Origin of the sequence: Klebsiella sp. CN_Kp091 (assembly GCF_040065095.1) — a bacterium.
Lineage (GTDB): Bacteria > Pseudomonadota > Gammaproteobacteria > Enterobacterales > Enterobacteriaceae > Klebsiella > Klebsiella aerogenes.
In genome coordinates this window covers 416,412-436,434 of sequence record NZ_JBEAIO010000049.1, presented here as the reverse complement: position 1 = coordinate 436,434, position 20,023 = coordinate 416,412, and the positions used below count along the sequence as shown (strand labels likewise).

Genomic DNA, 20,023 nt, shown 5'->3' with positions numbered 1-20,023 from the left:
CGTAACGAATCATGCAGCCACTGCTGCAAACGCTGTCCGTGCAAAAGCTGTTCCACTTTGAAAAGAAAGTTTCAATGATGCGGCGGCCGTTTGTCTTTTCTCATTGTGGCATGCATTGTGAAGGGGGTTAGCGGTATAGTTCAGTGAAACAAAAGTTACAGAGGCGCTATGGAACAACTCGATGAACGGCTGAAGGCGCAATATGCGTCGTTGTCACCCCAGGAGCAGCGGGTGGCGGATTTCATTGTCGACCACTTTGATGACCTGATTAGCTACAACAGCGCCGAGCTGGCCCAGCTGAGCGGGGTATCTAAAGCGACGGTAAGCCGCCTGTTTAAACGGCTGGGGTATGAAAAGTATCGCGATATGCGCGATGAGCTGCGCACGTTACGCCAGAGCGGGATGCCGTTGACCGATCATCGCGAGGCGGTGCAGGGTAATACGCTGCTGGCGCGGCATTATAAACAGGAGATGGCAAACCTGACGCAGTGGGTAAACGCGCTGGATGCCCGCCAGTTTGCCGAAGCCATTAACTCACTGGTGAATGCCAGGCGCGTCGTCATTATTGGGATGCGTAACTCCTGGCCGCTGGCGCTGCATTTGCGCCAGCAGTTGCTTCAGGCGCGTGGGCAAGTGGTGGTGCTGCCGCAACCGGGGCAAAGCCTAAGTGAAGAGCTGGTCGATTTAAGCGCGGAAGATATCGTGGTGGTGATGGCGTTTCGCCGTCGGCCGCGGATTATTCGTCCCCTGATGCAGCAACTGCAACAGCGGGGAGTTCCGCAGCTGCTAATCTGCGAGCCGCAGGCGCATAGCCTGTTTACTCTGGCCCGCTGGCGGCTTTGCGCCCCGCTGGACAGCGTGTCGGCTTTCGACAGCTACGCATCGGCCAATAGTCTTATCAACCTGCTGGCGAACGCCTTGCTACATGAGATTCTCGATAGCGGTCGCCCGCGCATTCATGACATCGCCACGTTATACCAGCAGTTGGATGAGCTTGAACAACGATAATGGGGAGTCATGCTGGTGCTTTGCACCTTTTTGGTGCCAATAAGCGGTAAGAAGAAGGGCAACTCTTCTTACCGCCATGCTTAATATTCGCGTCATTTCCCGCTAAAAGCCGATTAGGCAGCGCAAATTTGTTTTGTCCGTATCTGGCACATTAGTTGCAGAAGTTTATTTAAAGAATCTTTTGTTTCATACTAACGTAACGGGTAATGATGATGAAAAAACTGCTGATTGCGCTGACCGGGGTCGCTTGTCTGTTGACACAAATCACCGCCGCACACGCGGACCAACTCCAGGATATTGAAAAACGCGGCGTGATCCGCGTCGCCGTTCCCCAGGATTTCCCGCCGTTTGGTTCTGTCGGCACCGATCTCCAGCCACAGGGGTATGACATTGATATGGCCCGCTATCTGGCAAAGCAGATGAAGCTAAAACTGCAGCTGGTTCCGGTGAGCAGCGCCAACCGGGTACCGTATCTGCAGACCGATAAAGTGGATCTGGTGATCTCAAGCCTGGGTAAGAACGCCGAGCGGGAAAAGGTCATTGATTTCAGCCAACCCTACGCGCCGTTTTTCCTTGGCGTCTTCGGCCCGCAGGGAGCTGCCCTGAAAGACGCAGCCGAACTGAGCGGTAAGAGTATCGGCGTGACCCGCGGCGCGGTGGAGGATATGGTGCTGACCAGCATTGCGCCGAAAGCGGCGCAGATTAAGCGTTACGAAGATAACAACACCACGCTGTCGGCCTGGCTTTCTGGTCAGGTGCAATACGTGGCGACGGGTAATCTGGTGGTGGCGGCTATCTCGCGGCAAAACCCGGCGAAAGCCCCGGTCGCCAACTTTATGCTTAAGGATTCACCGTGCGTGATTGGCCTGAAAAAAAATGAACCGGCGCTGAAGGAAAAGGTGAACGCCTTAATCGCGCAGGGCATTAAGGACGGCACCCTCAATACGTTATCACAGCAGTGGCTGAAAGCGCCGTTGCCCAGCGACTTTGCCGCTTAAGGTACGGCGATGACGGAGCAATTACATTTTTCCGCGCTCTGGCCTTATTGGCCGGAGCTCGTTGCGGGACTCTGGGTCACTATCCAACTCACGGTACTCGCCACGCTCGGCGGCCTGGCTATCGGGATCATCGGTGCCGCTCTGCGTAGCGGACGGACAAGCTGGCTGAGTCGGATATGGGGGGCTTACGTTGAGGTTATCCGCAATACGCCGTTCGTGGTTCAACTGTTCTTTATTGTCTTCGGCCTGCCGAATCTGGGGTTGAAGATGACGGCGGGCGAAGCGGCGCTGCTGGCGATGATCGTCAACCTGGGCGCCTACAGTACGGAGATCGTCCGCGCCGGGATCCAGGTGACGCCAAAAGGGCAGTGGGAGGCCGGCCGGGTACTGGGGCTCAGCCGGAGTCAGACCTTTATTCAGGTGGTTTTACCGCCGGCGTTGCAGCGTATTTATCCGGCGCTGGTGAGCCAGTGCATTATCGTAATGCTCGGATCGTCGGTGGTATCGCAGGTCTCTTATGAAGAGCTGACCTTTGCCGCCAACTTAATTCAATCGCGAACGTTTTTGAGCTTCGAGGTGTATCTGGTGACGACCGGTCTCTATTTAGCGTTATCGATAGCGATGCGCCAGCTGCTAATGGCGGCTGGACGTAGATGGCTGAGGGTACAGGCATGATGACAACCTTTACCGACTGGGACATCGTACGCAACCTGCTGCTGGCCGGACGCTGGACCGTGCTGCTATCGCTGACGGCCTTTATTGGCGGCGCGCTGGCGACATTACCGCTGTTGCTTCTGCGCCTGCGGGGTAAATTGTGGCTGCAGCGCCTCATTCGCGGCTATATCGAGCTTTTTCAGGGGACGCCATTGCTGATGCAGCTGTTTCTCGCCTTTTTCGGCGTGGCGTTATTCGGGATCGATGTGTCGCCGTGGACCGCCGCCGCCCTGGCGCTGACCCTCTATACCAGCGCCTTTTTGCTGGATATCTGGTACGGCAGTATCCGTGCCTTACCGAAAGGACAGTGGGAGGCATCGCGTTGTCTGGGGTTAAATTTCACCCAGACGTTATGTCGTGTGGTGGCGCCGCAGGCGGTGCGTATCGCCATCGCTCCCACCGTGGGTTTCGCCGTACAGGTAATAAAGGGCACCGCGCTGGCGTCGATTATCGGTTTCGTCGAGCTCACCAAGGCTGGCACCATGCTCACCAACGTGACGTATCAGCCGTTTAAGGTTTTCGCGCTGGTCGCGTTGGGCTACTTCATCTTGTGTTATCCGCTGTCCCGTTACAGCCGCTATCTGGAGAATAAATTCAATGCCGCTCATCACCATTAATCAGGTGCAGAAATTCTACGGCGATAATCACGTGCTGAAGGGAGTTGATCTCGATATCAATATGGGTGAGGTGATCTCCATCATCGGCCGAAGCGGCTCGGGGAAAAGCACCTTATTGCGCTGCATTAACGGGCTGGAGGGGTACCAGGAAGGCAGTATTAAGCTCGGCGGCATGACCATTACCGACAGCGATTCGCAGGCGCGGGAGATTAGCCGCTCCGTTGGCATGGTATTCCAGAACTTCAATTTATTTCCGCATATGACGGCGCTGGAAAACGTGATGCTGGCGCCGCGGCGGGTATTGAAAAAAAAACCTGCCGAATGCCGCGAACTGGCGCAGCAAATGCTGGTTAAAGTCGGGCTTGGCGATCGGCTGGATTTCTATCCCTCCAGCCTCTCCGGCGGGCAACAGCAGCGGGTAGCTATCGCCCGCGCGCTGGCGATGTCACCAAAAGTTTTACTCTGCGACGAAATCACCTCCGCGCTGGATCCGGAACTGGTGGGCGAGGTGCTCAAAGTGCTGGAACAGCTGGCCGCGGAAGGAATGACGCTGATTCTGGTTACCCATGAAATGAATTTTGCCCGTGAAGTCGGCGACCGGGTGGTGTTTATGCACCAGGGGCGAGTCTGGGAGCAGGGCGACAGCAAAACGCTGTTCAGCCAGCCGCAAACCAATGAACTCAAACAATTTATCTCCTCCGTGCGCGGACTGAATTAATAAAGGAATCTACGATGGATATCGCTCAATTTTCACCAATCAATCCTCCGCATCGTCTGCTGATGGGGCCGGGGCCGATCAACGCCGACCCGCGCGTCCTGCGCGCGATGTCCAGCCAGCTTATCGGCCAATACGATCCGGCAATGACGCACTATATGAACGAAGTCATGGTGTTATACCGCGGGGTATTCCGCACCAGCAACCGCTGGACCATGCTGGTGGATGGCACCTCACGGGCGGGAATTGAAGCCATTCTGATCTCCGCGATCCGCCCCGGCGACAAAGTACTGGTGCCGGTATTTGGCCGCTTTGGCCATCTGTTATGTGAAATTGCTCGCCGCTGCCGGGCGGAAGTGCATACCATTGAGGTGCCGTGGGGTGAAGTGTTCTCTCCCGAGCAGATTGAAGATGCGATCAAACGGGTGCGTCCACGTATGCTGCTGACGGTGCAGGGAGACACCTCGACCACCATGCTGCAGCCGCTGGCGGAGCTGGGCGAGATCTGCCGTCGTTATGATGTGCTGTTTTATACCGACGCCACCGCCTCATTGGGCGGCAATGCGCTTGAGACCGATGCCTGGGGGCTGGATGCGGTATCGGCGGGAATGCAAAAGTGCCTCGGCGGCCCCTCCGGCACCTCGCCCATTACCCTGAGTCCGCGGATGGAAGAGACTATTCGTCGACGTAAATGCGTTGAGCAGGGGATCCGCACCGCCGAGCACCTTGATGGCGTCGATGAGATGGTTTACTCCAACTATTTCGATCTCGGGATGGTGATGGATTACTGGGGGCCAGAACGCCTTAACCATCATACTGAAGCGACATCCGCACTGTTCGCCGCCCGAGAATGCGCGCGCCTGATGCTTGAAGAAGGGCTCGATAACGGCATTGCCCGCCACAAACTACACGGCGACGCGCTGGTGAAAGGGATTCAGGCGATGGGGCTGGAAATTTTTGGCGACCTGCAACACAAAATGAATAACGTACTGGGCGTGATCATCCCGCAGGGCATTAATGGCGACCAGGTACGCCAACTGATGCTGGAAGATTTCGCCATTGAGATTGGCACCTCATTCGGCCCGCTGCACGGCAAAGTGTGGCGTATAGGCACAATGGGTTACAACGCGCGCAAAGATTGCGTCATGACCACCCTCAGCGCGCTGGAATCAGTACTCAATTACCTGAAATTCCCCACCACGCAAGGGGCAGCCATGCAGGCGGCGTGGGATCATTATCGCAGCGAGAAACCGCTATGAACCTGGCCGCAGCGCGAGTGATGGCGCGGGCAGAGAGATTAGCGGCGATAAGCGAAACGCCGGAAGGCCTAACGCGGGTTTACCTTTCGCCACAACATCTTGAAGCTAATCAGCAGGTTGCACAGTGGATGCGTCAGGCAGGCATGATTGTGTGGCAGGACAGCGTCGGCAATATTTGCGGGCGCTATGAAGGCAGAGAAGAAGGGGCGCCGGCGATTTTGCTCGGATCGCATCTCGATACGGTACGCAACGCCGGGCGATATGATGGCATGTTGGGGGTGTTAGCCGCCATTGAAGTGGTGCAGAGCTTACATAATCAGGCGCGCCGCCTGGCGCAGGCCATCGAAATCGTCGGCTTCTGCGATGAAGAAGGAACGCGCTTTGGTATCACGCTATTGGGCAGCAAGGGGCTGACGGGAAGCTGGCCGCAAACCTGGCTGGACCAGCGCGATGCCGAAGGCATTAGCCTGACGCAGGCGATGGTCAGCGCCGGGTTGGATCCATCACGCGTCCATTCAGCCTCGCGCCCGGCGGAAGATTTTTCCGCCTATCTGGAACTGCATATCGAGCAGGGGCCCAGGCTGGAACAGGCCGGTTCGGCACTCGGCGTGGTCGAGGCGATCAACGGCGCGCGGCGGCTCAATTGCTGTTTTACCGGCGAGGCAGGTCATGCAGGCACGGTGCCGATGGACCAGCGCCGGGACGCGCTTGCCGCCGCCGCGGAGTGGATGCTGTATATTGAGAGCACGACGCGCCAGCAGGGAGGCAACCTGGTCGCCACCGTCGGGACATTGCGCTGCTCGCCCGCGGCGGTCAACGTCATTCCCGGCGAGGCCGCGTTGACTCTGGATATCCGCGGTCCGCAGGATCAACCGCTGGATGCATTACTGGAGTCATTGCTGGCGGCCGCCGCAGAGATTGCCGGGCGTCGCGGCCTGCAGTTTGCCGCTGAGGAGTTCTATCGCATAGCGGCAACCGCCTGCGATCCGCGATTACAGGCGGTGATTGCCGAAGCGGTATGCGAGGTACAGGGAGCGGCATTGACGCTGCCAAGCGGCGCCGGACATGATGCGATTGCCATTGCGGAACGCTGGCCGGTAGGGATGTTATTTGTGCGCTGCAAAGGGGGAATTAGTCACCATCCGGCGGAAGCGGTCAGCGAAGCCGATGTCGAACTGGCGATTGATGCCTTCAGCCGGGCGGTGATAAAACTTGCCGGGTAAATCACTAACGGGCGCATCCTCTTTTCGGGGATGCGCCGCAGACTTATCTCGCCCCTGCAGGAGAAGCTATTTTCCGCAGTCGGCTGGCGCTAACGGCCGCCGACAACGCCGAGGCCGCTGCGGCAATCCACAGCGCAAGATGAACGGCGCTTTCGTCTTTTGCCAACAGTACGCCCATCACGGCGGCGCCCAGACACTGCCCGAACGTGCGCATGATGGATAAAACGCCCGAGGCATAGCTCGCCTGTTCGCGACTCACGTTTGACAGCATTTCCCGGTTATTCGGGCTCTGGAAGCAGCCAAAGCCAATACCGCATACCAGGCTCCGCAGGCAGATATCCCACGCGGCGGGCGTAGCGGGCAGCAGCGCCAGAAGGATTAAACCCGCGACAAAAATCATCAATCCCAGCGTCGAAATGAGCGGAGCAGAGATTGAGTCCGCCCAGCGGCCGGCGTGCGGTGCGATCAGCACTATCCCTAATGGCCACGGAGTAAACAGCAGCGCCGAGAGCACCGGACTATAGCCATACTCGTTCTGGAACAGGAACGGCAGCGCAATAAAAGTGATCCCCTGGCTTACGAAGGCGATCAGCGACGTAAAGGCCGAAAGGGTAAAGCGTTCATTCTTAAACATCGCAGGCGGCAGCAGCGGGTTGTCCGTACGCCGGATACGCCAGATAAAGGCGGTGCCGCTTATTGCCGCAAGTAACGTCCAGTACAGACTATCGATATGATGCGAAGCGCTCTGCATGCTATTCGCCGCCATGATCGTTGAACCCAATAGCAGCGCCGACAATATCGCTCCGGGAGTATCGAAAGCGGCTTGCCCGCCAACTGTCGGCCGCGGGAGCGCTCTCACCGCCAGCAGTAAGGCGACGGTACCGGGGAGCACGTTTATTGCAAACAGCCATTGCCAGCTCAAAGTATGCAGGATCGTGCCGCCCAGAACCGGCCCGATGGCGGAGCTTGAAGCGATAAGCAGGGCGTGTATCCCGAGAATACGCCCCAGCAGTCGCGCCGGAAAAATGGAGCGCAATATGGCGGGTGCGATACTGAGCGTTGCCGCGCCGCCGATCCCCTGCAGCACCCGCATGCCGATGAGCAGCTCAGGCGTCGTCGCCAGCGCGCAACCTGCTGATGCCACAATAAATGTCGTCAGTCCGGCCAGAAACACCGGGCGGTAGCCGACACGCGCCGCCAGCGCGGCGAATATCGCCAGCGTCATCGCCGCCGCCAGCAGATACCCGTTGGCGAACCAGACGGCGGTACTGGCTGACGCCTGCAGTTCCTGCGCCATCGACGGCAGAGCAATGTTTACCATAGTGCCATCAAAGACGCCCATTAAGGTGGTGGTCATTATCGCGGCCATAACCCGCGCTCGCGCCGGGCCTGGTAGGCCGTCATCGCCAGGTTGGCTGGAAAATAGTGTCATCGTGTTGTCTCCTGCAGAGGATATCTGGATGACGAAACTATAAAGATGGCTTTTACCGGGCGGAAGGCGCACCATTTACACTCTATAGTTGCATGAAACGCCTTATCTGAATGTTCCAGGAGTTGTGGTCATGTCAGACCCCGATTTTAATTTATTGATTGCACTCGATGTATTACTGAACGAAGCCAGCGTGGCGGGCGCGGCACGTCGTTTGAATCTCAGTACGTCAGCCATGAGCCGCACGCTAAGCCGGTTACGCGACGTCACCGGGGATCAGATATTGGTTCGCGCCGGGCGTAACATGGTGCTAACGCCGTGGGCGGAGGCGACCCGCGATCGCGCCCGTCGCGCGGTCTTCGAGGCGAAGGCGGTGCTGCAGCCAGCGGCCGAAGCGCTCAACGTACAAAATCTGGAGCGTCTTTTCACCATCAGGGCAAACGATGGTTTTGTGGTGGCGTTTGGCCCTTCGCTCATTGCGGCAGTAGCCGAAGCCGCGCCCAATGTCTGTCTACGCTTTGCGCCTAAGCCCGAAAAAACGTCACGCTATCTACGGGAGGGGCTGGTCGATCTGGAGATTGGCGTCCAGAGCAATATGGGGCCTGAAATACGTCTGCAACGACTGTTTGAAGATCGGTTTGTGGGGGTGGTGCGTAAGCGGCACCCGCTGGCCGCCCTGAGAGAGATAACCGTGGCGGATTATGTCGCCTGGGGGCATGTGGTGGCTTCACCTGAAGGTACACTGCACGGTTCGGTTGATGATGTGCTGGCCGAGCTCGGCATGAAACGCAAAATCGCCAGCGTCGTCCCCGGATTCCCGACCGCGCTTTCCGTGGCGCTGCAATCGGATCTTATCGCCATGATCCCCGCTCTCTATTTAGTCAATCAGCAGGTCATGGAGCAGGTACATCTTTTTGAGCTGCCGTTTAAAAGCCGGCGGATTACCGTCTCGCAAATGTGGCATCCGAGAATGGAACGCGATCCCGCTCACCGCTGGCTCAGAGAGAAAATTGTGGCGATATGCCGCGTGGACAAGTCGTTACACCAGAAGCTGTAGAAGATTATTCGCATTGAGTTTCTTCAGGGCATTACATTTATAGGTCGAGACCTGTTTTTCACTCATCTTCGTCATATGCGCGACATATCTTACCGACTGCCCCTTAACCAGCCTGTCGAGGACGTTAAATTCCATCTCAGTCAGGCAACAGCGCAGGGTGCGGATCCGCCTTGGCTCTTTAGATAACAGCCAGGCAGCATCCGCCACGGAGATGCGGTCATCAATGATATGCAACGTTAACGTTTCAAAACGCTTGCGCAGATAGGTGGCCAGCCCCCAGCTTTTTTCATTACACACCAGGTAGCCCGTTCCCTGCCAGCCATGGGCTTCGAGGGTAAGTAAAATATCAACCAGCGACTGATGCGTACCGGTAATGGAGAAACGGCAGCGAATAACAAGGGTGGTGCTCTCTAACAGTAAGGGCTGCCACTGCACCGTGCCGCTATGCACTTTCGTCTTAACGTTACGACGGAGAAGGGCGTAGCGCAGCCCCTCCGCATAAAAGCGATTATTATCAAGAACAACGTAGCTCACAGTAGCCTCTTTATAACGTACTGGGGGTATAGATAACGCGTAACGTACCGGTATAGTCACCCGCGTTTTTGCTGCTGGCGGCAAAAGCGGGGGTCTTCAGGGTAATGGGCGCCGGGATGCATAACACGCTTTCGCGGCCGCCCGGCAATACCACCTGGCGCAAATAGCGGCGATTATTGGTGCCCTCCCAGGTCAACGTTTTACCGTTAGCGGCAACTTCAGTTGCGCCGGTGGTCGGGTTGGTCACCAGCACCTGATAATCGAGACGATCTCTTGGGTCTGTCTGGCTGCCCCCCCGTCGCCGGATGGAAAACGCCCCTTCGGCACGCCCGGTCGCGTCAAGCTCATCGTCTTCAAAGCGTAGAAACGCCCGCGAACTGGTGCTGTTGTTGCCATCATAGAGGCACATATCCAACGAGTTTTCGCCCTTAATTTCACTGCCGCCGGGTCTGCCGGGGAAATTGGTGAGGTTGAGGTTCACCACCGGCGTGGAGTGCGGAAATGCCGGTAAATAAATCTGCTGATTGCCCGGGTCGACCACCTCAATACGCAGGTTAGCCTGCCATTTAGCGATGGTGAGGTAACCCGGACAACCAATATTGACGTTATTGAAGTCACCGCCGCAGCTGGCGCTTCCCCATTCGCGCAAATCCTGCTTCAGCGTTGCCGTCCAGATACCGGCCTGATCGAGTTTATTTAATTCGCTACGAACGATGTAAAAATCGAAGTACGGCGCACTGTTCCAGGCTGACAAATCTAGTGTACCGCCCGTTACGTAGCTGGCGAAAACAAAGGTTTTGTTATTAATGAACATGTGGTGTTCACCATAGACTTTTACATCCACCGTCTTGTTGGTTATTGCGTGGGTAAAGCGCAGATTTATCGGATACGGCGCGGCCGGGTTCGCAGGAAACCATACCGGCGCGGTCATGCAGGCGCCATAGGTTGTATCGGTACGTGACTGACAGGTCAGGGTATTTCGTCCCCATTTTTGCGGATCGCTCGTATCATAACCGCCGGATTCGTGCAGCCAGATATCCATCCGGGCAGGCGGAGACTGGCGATCGAAGGCGAACGCCACGCTGGTATTTCTGCCAGCGGGACTACCGGCCTGAGCCTCGGCAAAACAGATGCAGGCAAGCAGTAAAATCAAAAGACGCGTTATCACATCATTTTCCTGTAGAGAGAGTAGAGTTATTCATCGCCGTTGGGCTGACCGCCGGCGTACGGCCAGCCAGCAGTAATTGCGCCTGCTGCTGCACGGTTTCCGGTAACGCGGAATAAGTCAGTTCTTCGCAGGTCACCGTGCCGACATAACGCACGACGTCTCGCATGGTCTTCACCTTCAGCGCGCACTGGTAAAACTGCTGTTGTTTCACCAGATAGAGCGACTGGATCAGGCTGTCGCTTTCCGCGCTAAAGCCGCCATTACCTAAATCGCTCCAGCCGCTGACGTTGAGCGGCATGCCGCCGATAAACGGCGTATGTTGTTCATCGGTCAACTGGCCAAGCCAGGTGTAACGCGTGGTGGTTTGCACCTCTCTGTGCAGCATTTTTCCTGGCACCATGAATACCGTTCTGCTTCCCGACCCCTGCGTAATTTCACTGTTGGCGCCGTGGGAAATGTTCGTCGACTCATTAATAGTCAGCGTGGTTTGCTGATAGCCGGGCAGGGCGAACAGCGCGCGGGCGTTTGCCGGGATATCGGCGCTACCGCTGTTATCCAGCGAAACGGCAATGCGGGAATCAGGAGACGCTTCCGGCGTGGCGACGTTAACCGCAATGGCTGACGCCGGGCGTCCGTCACCCCAGCGGCCAAACCACAGGCCGGAACGAGATAACGCCAGCGTAGAACTGTAGTTACCGCTGCTGCTGAACCGGTGGCGATGATCCTGGCGATCCCACGAATCGCTGACGGTCAAACTTCCGTTACCAAAACGGCCGCCCTGACGGGTATAGGCCGAAGTATTCAGCGAGTCGCTATTAATCCCGGATGCGTTGAGACCATACTCATTTTCACCGCGCGCGTCGGTGTACCAGTTGTGCGCGACGTTATAGTTGAGCTGATTTTTTTCATGCTTCTGCTGTTGCCACGTGGCCCCCACCGAGGTGTAGCTGGAGGCATCGCCCTGACGATTATGTGCCAGCGACAGGCTTACGCTGAGGAAGCCGCCTTTATCCTTACCATCACCAGAATGATCGTTACGCATAAACAGGTTTATGCTGCTGTTGATATTCAATCCGCGGGTGCTGAACGCGTTGCTAAGTCCGGCCTGCCATGCCTGCGAACGGGAACGGGTCATATACACCGATTCCCAGGGCAAACCGTCGTCGCGCCGATCGTCATTATTCGGTAATTCGCGCCGCGAGACATAACGGCCTTCATTGCGGTTATCGGAATAACCCAGGTTGGCATACCACGAGCCGACAGGAACGGAGAACATCACCGAAAGGCTTCGGTAGCAACCATTCACCGCGTCAAATCCGGTACTGTTGGAATTACAGTTGTCGGCCGATAAGGCATTGCGATAAAAGCTCAGTGAAAAGCCATCGTTATAGCTGATTTGCTGGATATTGCCGCGTTGGCCCTGGCTGCCATAAAGGTAGCTAAAGCGTGTGCTGAGTACCCCATCAATGGGGCCGGTATTGAATCCGCGGCTCCAGTCGACGGCGCTTTCCACAAAACGCTGGTTCTTTTTCACCGTTGCGCCGCTGGTGACCGCAAGCGTAGAAGTCACCGGCAGGCGAATGCCCGCTTGCGCCACGGCGCTGCGTTCGTCGCTCATATCGTCGTTATCGGTTTCACCGGCCTGCATAAACCACTCGACGCGGTCGAATGGCGTGATGCCGGTGCGGGTAAACGGAACCTGCTCGGTGCGGGTCAGGCGGTTGTTTTCATAAATCGCCAGCGTCACGGTATAGCTCCCGTCCGGAAACGAACGGGTGTCCAGGGTTTGCGCCCCGGCATTAAGATAAAAACTGGCCAGCAGTTGATTGCCTCGGCGGGCGTCGATACGCGCGTCATGGGAAAGCAGCACCGTAATGGGCGTTCCACTGGACTGCTGAACGGGGTTGATCCACGCTCGCGTCGAGCCGGCACGCAAACCGCGAATTTTTCCAAGCGGTAACTGGCTGAGGTTGATATTGCCACCCGCCGCGCTGAAGAGATCGCGCGTATCCATTTCCCCTAACTGCACGTAATATTCATGCCACAGATCCTGACGGAACCAGGCGTTATTGACCGTGATCTCCTGCTGCTGTTGATGGCGAGAGCGCTGCCCAAGCCAGGTCCAGTCGAGGTTAAAATACCCGTCTTCAGTCATGGCCAGCGCGCCATTTCCCTGCACGGTCATCGACTGATAGTTTTCGTCGGCCACGAAATTGATATTTTGCTGGTGGATCAACGCATTTTCAGTATTGCGCGTAGGCTGATACCACTGATTTTCCGCCGTTTGTTTGGGTAGATACTGCCTGTCGAAAAACAGGTTTATGCGCGCGTTGTTCTCGTCATAAATCAGGGCCACGCTTTTGGTGTCGATAAAATCGCAACCCGGCGCGGAACCATTGCTGCTGCAGGCGAGATTGCCGTTACGCGCAAGCGGAGAGGAAAGGGCGCCGGTCACAGAGGCGATCAAGGCAGGATCATCGTTGAACTGACGTTTAATTGCCGCGACAAGCGTTTCCGGCGCCACAAAGGTGACCGTTTCAAGCGTAATATCGGCTTCAAACAGACCGAGCGACGCGCCATACAGACTGACTTCCGTCCACAGGCGCTGCGTTTTCGCCAGATCTTCAAAACCCGCAGGTACGACGATACTGGCGCTGGCTAATTGAACGGAAGCGGGTAACAAAACGACAAAAAGAAGAGCATTTCTGTGAAAAGCCATGAACGAGCCTCGACGTCATCCTGACATCAGAGGGCAGGCGCCCTCTGATGTACTTCCTTATACGTATTATGGAGTTACGCGCCGCCTTCCGCGGTAGTCGCCTGAGTCAGCATCAGGCTAACCACGCCGCTGTACTGACCAGTTTTCAGAATGCCTTTGGTGGTCTGAGAGATGGTCAGCGGCAGGACCGCAGAACCGTTTTCAACGCTGCCCGGGAACAGTTCGCTGCCGGTAAATTCTGCATCGGTGGTGTTCAGGGTCTTATCGCCCAGTTTTACGGTCATCGGTACCGTCTCGGCGCCCTCGGCATTGGTCAGATTCGCGGCGCTAACCAGACGGACTTTGACGTTGCTGGTGGCTGAGTTCGACCAGATTTTGGTATTGAGACGGTAGCTTTCCAGCCCACGGCCCGGCAGATATTGCATATCGATGCTGGCTGGTAACGGCGTATTATCGGCTTGGGTCATATCCAACTGGGAATCGACGTTGGCATTAACCGTAATATCCTTCTGAATAGCCATTGCGCTGAACGCAGTAGACATCGCAGCAACGATCATCAGAGGTTTAATATACTTCTTCATTGATATCTCCATATTTATAAACGAGCTCCATTAGCTCTTTAAACAAACCACTCGTGGTTTTGACAGTGATGTCGTGTTATTGCACGACGGGTAAGTCTGCTTCTTCAGCTGTTTTATTAATCCAGTTGAAATAGCGGAATTTATATTTTTGGCCGCGAGCCTTAGCGAATACTTTTAACTTTCGCTCAGTGTCAGGATAAATAGTCGCGTCTTCTTTAAACCATTGGCATTTATCATTACCATCGCATGCGCCAATTTCTTTCAACGGTACCCGAAACGTGCCATCATTTTTTAATGTTCCTGACGCGGGATTTATTCGCAGGGAAACCAGCGGCTTTTCCGGCGCCAAATGCACCAATGCTCCCCAGATAACGTTAACGCCAAGTTTGGCCGAAGCCGGCTTTCCCGCGGATGGTACGGGCAGAATGCTATCCGGCTGTTTTACACCTTCAAAATAAACGCGCCAGGTACTTTCTTTTTCAGGCGGCGTCAGAGATACCAGCCTCACGATACGTAATGCACCTGCCGCTAAAGCAAATTTTTCAGGGGTGACGACAACGCCTCCGTCTTTCCAGGCTGCCATCTCAACTTCTTTTTCCTGTGGCGTACCAGGATTAAGAATTTTCTTTTGCCTCACCCGAATGAACTGAATATCATCGCTTTTAGAGGCCACTCTGATTTGGGCCGTCCCGGAACTGTCGACGTTAAGTTCCATCGGGTAGACGCTCATATTGGCCTGTGTCATTTCTGCGAAAAATGACATCGACAGGGCGGCGAGATAAAGCGCAGTGGATTTGTTTACTCTGTTTTTTACTTTCACATTCATTCTGCCTGCTCTGAGTTCATGTACAACGTTTTGACACCACGACACCGTCTGCTTTCGTATCGCTTCAGGACAGGGAAACTTTAACCGGAACAGCAGGTTGTGAAAATTTGTATTAGTTAACTCAAAAAATACAGTTCTTTATCCTGCAATCCAGGCTTTAAAGTTGTATAGTTAAAAGAAAATGCCGCAACCCAGGATGGGGAGAAAATTCCTACTGATGAAAAAACAAGCTAATTCAGGAGGGGCTTTCTTGCCTGCAGTTACAGGGATAAAAAGCAAGCGGCAACAGCCGAGAATATAATATGTTTTTTATATGCAACAATTCGTTGTTATTTGATCCTGAAGCTCACACAATAAGTGTTGTTGGACAACCTGAATCCGTATTAACGCTTTCGGCACCCGCCGTGCGTCTGTTACAGGAGTTTATTCGTCATAAAGGAAGCGAACTCAGCCGTGAGGAGTTGATTACCCGCGTATGGCAAGAGTTTGGTTTTACGCCCTCGGGAAATAATCTCAACAAAGCGATAAGTGAGTTACGCAAAAGTTTCCAGTCGTTGGGAGAACATCATGAATTGATTGTGACCATACCGCGATATGGTTTCCGGTTTGATGCGGATGTTATTTTTCAGCCTGCGCAAAACAATTACGTCAGCGAACCTCAAACGAAGACACAAAAAACTGAAAAGTGGCAGCAGCGACCACGTCTGAGATGGTGGCTGGTATTTACGGCATTATTAGCGTCGGCATTCGGCATTGGTATAATTATTCGCCAGCAGCAGAATATAACGACTCCGCTAAAGCTAAAGGCTGTTGAGCAAAAAATTGCAAAATGTAGCATCTGGCTTATTAACGATCATGGGCGACCGCTGGTGCTATCTAAATTAGCCGCGTTGCTGGATAAAAACAACGTGGCGTGCCAGCGAGAGGAGTACAGCGTCTATTATTTCAGCGCTCGTTTTTCCCTTGTCGCGGCGGATGAAGTGTTTATCGGCGCATGCCCGGTCAATAAAGACAGTTTGTGTAAAACCATTCGTTATAAAAGCGGGGCTGAGAAATGAAAATTAAACTCATCGGCGGCCTCAGCATTTTTCTGTTAGGTGGCGCACTGGCGCTTTATTATTGTTCCACCGGTGTTGGTAAGCGGGATGTACTGGCCTGCAGTACAGTGTTTAATTTTACGCGCAACGAAGGTAAGGCCAGTGAAGTGCGGGTTAATACCGTTGCTCAGTTCTATTTTCACCGCGACGGCACTGGCCTGACAGCCTATAAAGGGGCCGCCTGGGCAAATGGCCAGAGCATGATCGTCGACAGAGACGTCGATTTTGTCTGGTCGCGGCGGGAGGATGATAAAGTGGTGGTACTGAGCTATACCAAAACCTGGCGCAGGCACAATGACAACACGCCGGATGCGCAATGGGGAAGCTTCGCCAATCCAACCGCCCGTTACTATCTGACCATCTCCGAGGTTTCGCCATCGGTGTGGCTGATCCAGGACCGACATTATCCCACTTATATATGCCGGGGTGATTAACACATAAACGAAGGAGAATACCGGTGGTATTCTCCTTTTACGGTTAGAGAATCTGCCGACAAGGGAAGGGCAAGATAAAGGGAAAGCGAGAGCGTTAGCAGAAGGATTCAGCCCGGATTTTAGAACATGCCGTTGCCGCTGGCGGTTTTTGGCGGGACGTTTTGGGTAACATCCCAATGCTCAACGATTTTGTGCTGTTCGTTAAGGCGGAAGATATCCACAATAGCCCGCGTAACGCCAGGTTCACGACCGGTCACTTCAACGTGCAAGATCACGTTATCTCCGTCGACAAACGCCTGCTTAATTTCGCTGTGCGAGTCGGGATATTTACTCTTCAGAAAAGCGATAAACTGCTCGAAGCCTTCCACGCCATCTTTTGCCATCGGGTTATGCTGTACATAACGATCCCCGAGATATGGCCTGGCGGCGGAGAAGTCTTTATCGTTCAAAGCTTTATTATAAAAATCAATGACATTCTTTTTATTCAACAGTTCACTTTCACTATTGCCAGCAAAAACGGCGGGCGTTAGAGCGAAAAACAATGAAAGGGCAACGATAGGTTTTTTCAGCATTGATCCTCCTGCGATGGTTTTGATGTCAGGTGCCAGGCCTGACAGGTGACTCCCAACGAACTTAACAGCCAGTTGGGTTGGTAGTTGATTGAGGTAATTCTTTCTGAACAAAATGGCATCTTGAATTTGCGGCATCGACTCGTTTAGATCAAGTTGCTTGTTCAATTAAGAAGGGGTGGTTCAAATCGTTAGGTCATAGGCTGATGAGGACATCGGTACGTGTGATTAAATCAATTTAACATAATATACATTATGCGCACCTAAGTTGATTGTGGTAGATAACGGCGTTTGCCGTGTGGCTTTCTTTTGCTTTGGTTATTGCTGGCCTGCGCTGGTTCCAATCTCGTACTGACAGTCATCTATCGTTGTTCTTCCTGTTTCGATTAACTTCCAGCCTCATGATATCCTCACCCTGACATGTCGCTTTTTTCCCATGGCGTCGGCTGCACTATTGGCCAACGGCAATCGCCAGTTGTCAGATTAATCGCGGACAACAACGTTTGCTGACCGCGTTTAAAAATCGTTATTAACACCGCTCATCGTTCGCTATCGCTTCCGAGCGGCTTCGCATCGTCTTGCATACCATCGCGATCAGAACACCTTGAATCGATATTCCATGATCACTTCCGACGACAGCGTGTTTGTACGTGTGTAATGGCCGTCCGTAAGGACTGGCGTTTTTCCCTGCGTCTTGTATGACCATCCTGGCCCGAACATCGCCCAAAAAGTGAAGTTTTTAAACATGGACTGCGTTGGAACCCAACGGCTAAAGGCATTGATCTCCCCGGTGCGCACATGATTCCCTTTATAGTTAAATTGCCCGATGTTTCCCGCCAGGCCAACGGCTAATTCAGGGGTTAATCGATATTCGGTGATGTTCGCCAGCATCAGTTCCCCATCACGCATGTAATCGTCGCCAGCGTAGGCCATGGAAATAAATGTTCCCCGGGAATTTTTACTCATGTGGCGTGGATAAAACCCGACTTCACCTGCTTTTTTAGCATTGGTGTAGCCTACACCCATTTTGCTATTCCAGCGTTCACCTTTCCAGGTCGCATCCAGCGCAAAATGCCAGGCATTATTGTCAAAATCCCGTTTGCTCGCAGGCATTGCGCGGTAACTTTCCAACGCGTGGGTGCCGTAGACTTGCGTTCCAATCGTTAGCTGCGAATCCGCCCGAAACTGAGTAAACAGCAGGTGCCGTTGCAGGTAGTTTTTACTCTCACCATAAGCATACTGTGCATCAAAATTTTTCCCCCGCCAGAGAATTTCTCCGCTTGCCAGGTGGCTAATATATTCACCGGTATTGGTCTGAAATCGCTTTTTATCTGGTGAGTTTCTGTCCATGGAATTTTCAAGCCAGGCCCCTCTTATGGTAAATGGGCCGTAGCTTACAGCACTGCTTACTCCGGAATACGTTGTCGGCGAAAGCCTGTTAGATGTTGAAATAACGCCATAATTTTTCAGCATCTGCCATCCCCAGCGCGCGTTTAGCTGAGCACCAGAAAGCGTGTAGTTAAGCTTCACGTTACGTTGGCCGAACTTTGAATACCCTTCGGCGTTGCTTTTTTTGTTACCTGTACCATTATTATAAAGCACGCCGCGGGAGTTGAAATAGTCGCTGGCACCCAACTTTATCGCGCTATAATATGATACATCGAAGCCGATAATATCGGCTAAATAACCAGACTGGTATTCTGCTGAAAATCCCTGCCCCCAGGCGTTGTGTACATGTTTAGGATTGGCATTTTCCTCCTTAAGATACTTCCAGTAATTCTTTGCAGAGACAGTGAGCTGTGAGTCAGTAAAAAAAGGATCATCAAAAATAGCGTCTGTAGCGGCCCATACAGGCGTAACCAGCCCGCACGCTATTAACGCAGAAGTTATGTTCTTAAACATTTTTATTTCCTGAAAAAAGATCCGCCATAGCTTATTTATGGCGGAAAACTAAACTGTAAGATTATTTGTGATTTAGTGAATTCTTGCCTGCTTCAACGTATTTCATGGTGCCAATTTCTGGCACGCTGTATTTACCATCGTGATAAGTGATTTTCACCACTGCAGCATTCGACAATGGCAGATTTTTGGCCGGGTCATCCGTCAGATCGGAAATCATTATCTGAATCGCCGTGCCTGAAGAAATGGCCAGAATATTTTTATCACCCTCTTTTTGAGCATTTTCTACCATAGTTGCCAGCGCAGCTTGTGTCCGCACTTTTACTTGCTCATAGTCTTCCGCTAGCTGTTTTGGATCGGACTTGGCCAGCGCGTTCTGGCTTTCCCTTACCGAGAGCGTACCTGCTTTCATCGCTTTAAAAAGCGCTTTACTGTCCGTCATTCCAAGTGCGTGTGCGCCTTCATTGGCCATATCGACATTATAACCGCCTTCAAAACCACCAAAAAACGCCTCTCGCAGGCCCGTCATTTCGGTTAAATGATAATCCGTTACGCCAGCCTGTTTAAGTATCACTGCCATAGTTTCGCGCTGCCGTCCGGCATCGCTGGAATAATAACGATCAAACTTTATCCCTTTGAGTCCCTCACCTAAATATTGAGCAACCTGCACCCCATCCTTGGTCAATGGGGAATCAATCCAACCTTGCACGCGGTCAAACGAATTAAGCAGCGTTTTCCCATGGCGCGCAAAATAAATATTGATGACCTCCTGCTGGTCATTTTTATCGTTAGTGTTCGCCATCAGCAGTGGGCTGGTAATGACAGCAACTGCCATTAAGACACCCAGAAATAATTTTTTCATTTTAAAGAATCCTTTTTCATAGCCAAAAAAAAACCTACGTACTCTTCAGCGCCCTGACATGCAGGTGGAGAAGAAAACGTAGGTTTTGCCTGTTGATACAGTAACAATCCAGCTATTACGGACCCTATCACTAATGCTTTTGAATTGCACTTAATCTATAACGATGATTTATGTAATTGTGATCCTCCTCATATCAACCGTATTCCCATCTGGACGTTAATATCTGCAGTACGTATTTTAAATTCTCTTGGGATTGTTACTGTTTCAGGCAAAACCTAAGGCCGTTTCTGTACTCGTTGCAGGAGCGGCCTTAG

General features: G+C 53.5%; 19 protein-coding genes. 10 read left to right on the top strand and 9 right to left on the bottom strand.

Annotation, left to right across the window (positions count from 1 at the left end; genetic code table 11):
- Positions 1-168 precede the first annotated feature (168 nt).
- From hpxU to hpxK, 7 genes are all read left to right on the top strand, one after another.
- Positions 169-1,008, top strand: a complete 840-nt coding sequence (gene hpxU, locus ABLV17_RS22680; protein ID WP_348854668.1) for a MurR/RpiR family transcriptional regulator HpxU — start codon at positions 169-171, stop codon at positions 1,006-1,008.
- Positions 1,009-1,220: 212 nt separating this feature from the next.
- Positions 1,221-2,006, top strand: a complete 786-nt coding sequence (locus tag ABLV17_RS22675; RefSeq protein ID WP_032712624.1) for a transporter substrate-binding domain-containing protein — start codon at positions 1,221-1,223, stop codon at positions 2,004-2,006.
- 9 nt (positions 2,007-2,015) lie between these two features.
- Positions 2,016-2,681 carry an amino acid ABC transporter permease gene (locus ABLV17_RS22670; RefSeq protein WP_087860779.1) on the top strand — a complete coding sequence of 222 codons (666 nt, stop codon included), beginning with the start codon at positions 2,016-2,018 and terminating at the stop codon, positions 2,679-2,681.
- Entirely contained in the window at positions 2,681-3,337 is a 657-nt protein-coding gene (locus ABLV17_RS22665) for an amino acid ABC transporter permease (RefSeq protein WP_348854786.1), read from the top strand. The genes ABLV17_RS22670 and ABLV17_RS22665 overlap by 1 nt, the downstream gene beginning before the upstream one ends.
- Positions 3,318-4,055, top strand: coding sequence for an amino acid ABC transporter ATP-binding protein (locus ABLV17_RS22660; protein WP_015705410.1), 738 nt, complete (start codon positions 3,318-3,320; stop codon positions 4,053-4,055). Before ABLV17_RS22665 ends, ABLV17_RS22660 begins: the two co-directional genes overlap by 20 nt.
- 14 nt (positions 4,056-4,069) lie before the next feature.
- The gene (locus tag ABLV17_RS22655; RefSeq protein ID WP_348854667.1) at positions 4,070-5,311 is read left to right on the top strand and encodes an alanine--glyoxylate aminotransferase family protein; all 1,242 of its coding nucleotides are present in this window, start codon (positions 4,070-4,072) and stop codon (positions 5,309-5,311) included.
- Entirely contained in the window at positions 5,308-6,534 is a 1,227-nt protein-coding gene (gene hpxK, locus ABLV17_RS22650) for an allantoate amidohydrolase (RefSeq protein ID WP_348854666.1), read from the top strand. Before ABLV17_RS22655 ends, hpxK begins: the two co-directional genes overlap by 4 nt.
- A gap of 43 nt (positions 6,535-6,577) precedes the next feature.
- On the opposite strand, the gene ABLV17_RS22645 is transcribed toward hpxK, so the two are convergent.
- Positions 6,578-7,966 (bottom strand): MFS transporter, encoded by a 1,389-nt coding sequence (locus ABLV17_RS22645; RefSeq protein ID WP_348854665.1) that lies wholly within the window; start codon positions 7,964-7,966, stop codon positions 6,578-6,580.
- 130 nt (positions 7,967-8,096) lie between these two features.
- Between ABLV17_RS22645 and ABLV17_RS22640 the strand changes: the two genes are divergently transcribed.
- Positions 8,097-9,020 carry a LysR family transcriptional regulator gene (locus ABLV17_RS22640; protein ID WP_348854664.1) on the top strand — a complete coding sequence of 308 codons (924 nt, stop codon included), beginning with the start codon at positions 8,097-8,099 and terminating at the stop codon, positions 9,018-9,020.
- On the opposite strand, the gene ABLV17_RS22635 is transcribed toward ABLV17_RS22640, so the two are convergent.
- From ABLV17_RS22635 to ABLV17_RS22615, 5 genes are all read right to left on the bottom strand, one after another.
- Complete coding sequence (locus ABLV17_RS22635) at positions 9,003-9,554, bottom strand: LuxR C-terminal-related transcriptional regulator (RefSeq protein WP_087860773.1); 552 nt, start codon at positions 9,552-9,554, stop codon at positions 9,003-9,005. The genes ABLV17_RS22640 and ABLV17_RS22635 overlap by 18 nt on opposite strands.
- A 10-nt stretch (positions 9,555-9,564) precedes the next feature.
- A complete protein-coding gene (locus ABLV17_RS22630; protein ID WP_348854662.1) occupies positions 9,565-10,722 on the bottom strand; it encodes a CfaE/CblD family pilus tip adhesin in 1,158 nt (385 codons plus the stop codon).
- 1 nt (position 10,723) lies between these two features.
- On the bottom strand, positions 10,724-13,441 hold the full coding sequence (locus tag ABLV17_RS22625) for a TcfC E-set like domain-containing protein (protein ID WP_348854661.1): 2,718 nt from the start codon (positions 13,439-13,441) through the stop codon (positions 10,724-10,726).
- 74 nt (positions 13,442-13,515) lie between these two features.
- Positions 13,516-14,022, bottom strand: coding sequence for a CS1 type fimbrial major subunit (locus ABLV17_RS22620; RefSeq protein ID WP_087860770.1), 507 nt, complete (start codon positions 14,020-14,022; stop codon positions 13,516-13,518).
- Positions 14,023-14,098: 76 nt separating this feature from the next.
- On the bottom strand, positions 14,099-14,848 hold the full coding sequence (locus ABLV17_RS22615; RefSeq protein WP_348854660.1) for a fimbrial protein: 750 nt from the start codon (positions 14,846-14,848) through the stop codon (positions 14,099-14,101).
- Positions 14,849-15,150: 302 nt separating this feature from the next.
- Here ABLV17_RS22615 and ABLV17_RS22610 point away from each other — a divergent pair, with 302 nt between their 5' ends.
- Positions 15,151-15,906 carry a winged helix-turn-helix domain-containing protein gene (locus ABLV17_RS22610; RefSeq protein ID WP_348854659.1) on the top strand — a complete coding sequence of 252 codons (756 nt, stop codon included), beginning with the start codon at positions 15,151-15,153 and terminating at the stop codon, positions 15,904-15,906.
- Entirely contained in the window at positions 15,903-16,379 is a 477-nt protein-coding gene (locus tag ABLV17_RS22605) for a hypothetical protein (protein ID WP_113373392.1), read from the top strand. Before ABLV17_RS22610 ends, ABLV17_RS22605 begins: the two co-directional genes overlap by 4 nt.
- A 119-nt stretch (positions 16,380-16,498) precedes the next feature.
- Here ABLV17_RS22605 and ABLV17_RS22600 read toward each other — a convergent pair whose 3' ends face one another.
- The 3 genes from ABLV17_RS22600 to ABLV17_RS22590 form a co-directional block, all read right to left on the bottom strand.
- Positions 16,499-16,951 carry a nuclear transport factor 2 family protein gene (locus ABLV17_RS22600; protein WP_113373393.1) on the bottom strand — a complete coding sequence of 151 codons (453 nt, stop codon included), beginning with the start codon at positions 16,949-16,951 and terminating at the stop codon, positions 16,499-16,501.
- 591 nt (positions 16,952-17,542) lie between these two features.
- Complete coding sequence (locus tag ABLV17_RS22595) at positions 17,543-18,850, bottom strand: OprD family outer membrane porin (RefSeq protein WP_308957986.1); 1,308 nt, start codon at positions 18,848-18,850, stop codon at positions 17,543-17,545.
- A gap of 61 nt (positions 18,851-18,911) precedes the next feature.
- A complete protein-coding gene (locus ABLV17_RS22590) occupies positions 18,912-19,709 on the bottom strand; it encodes a histidine phosphatase family protein (protein WP_308957985.1) in 798 nt (265 codons plus the stop codon).
- Positions 19,710-20,023: the final 314 nt, after the last annotated feature.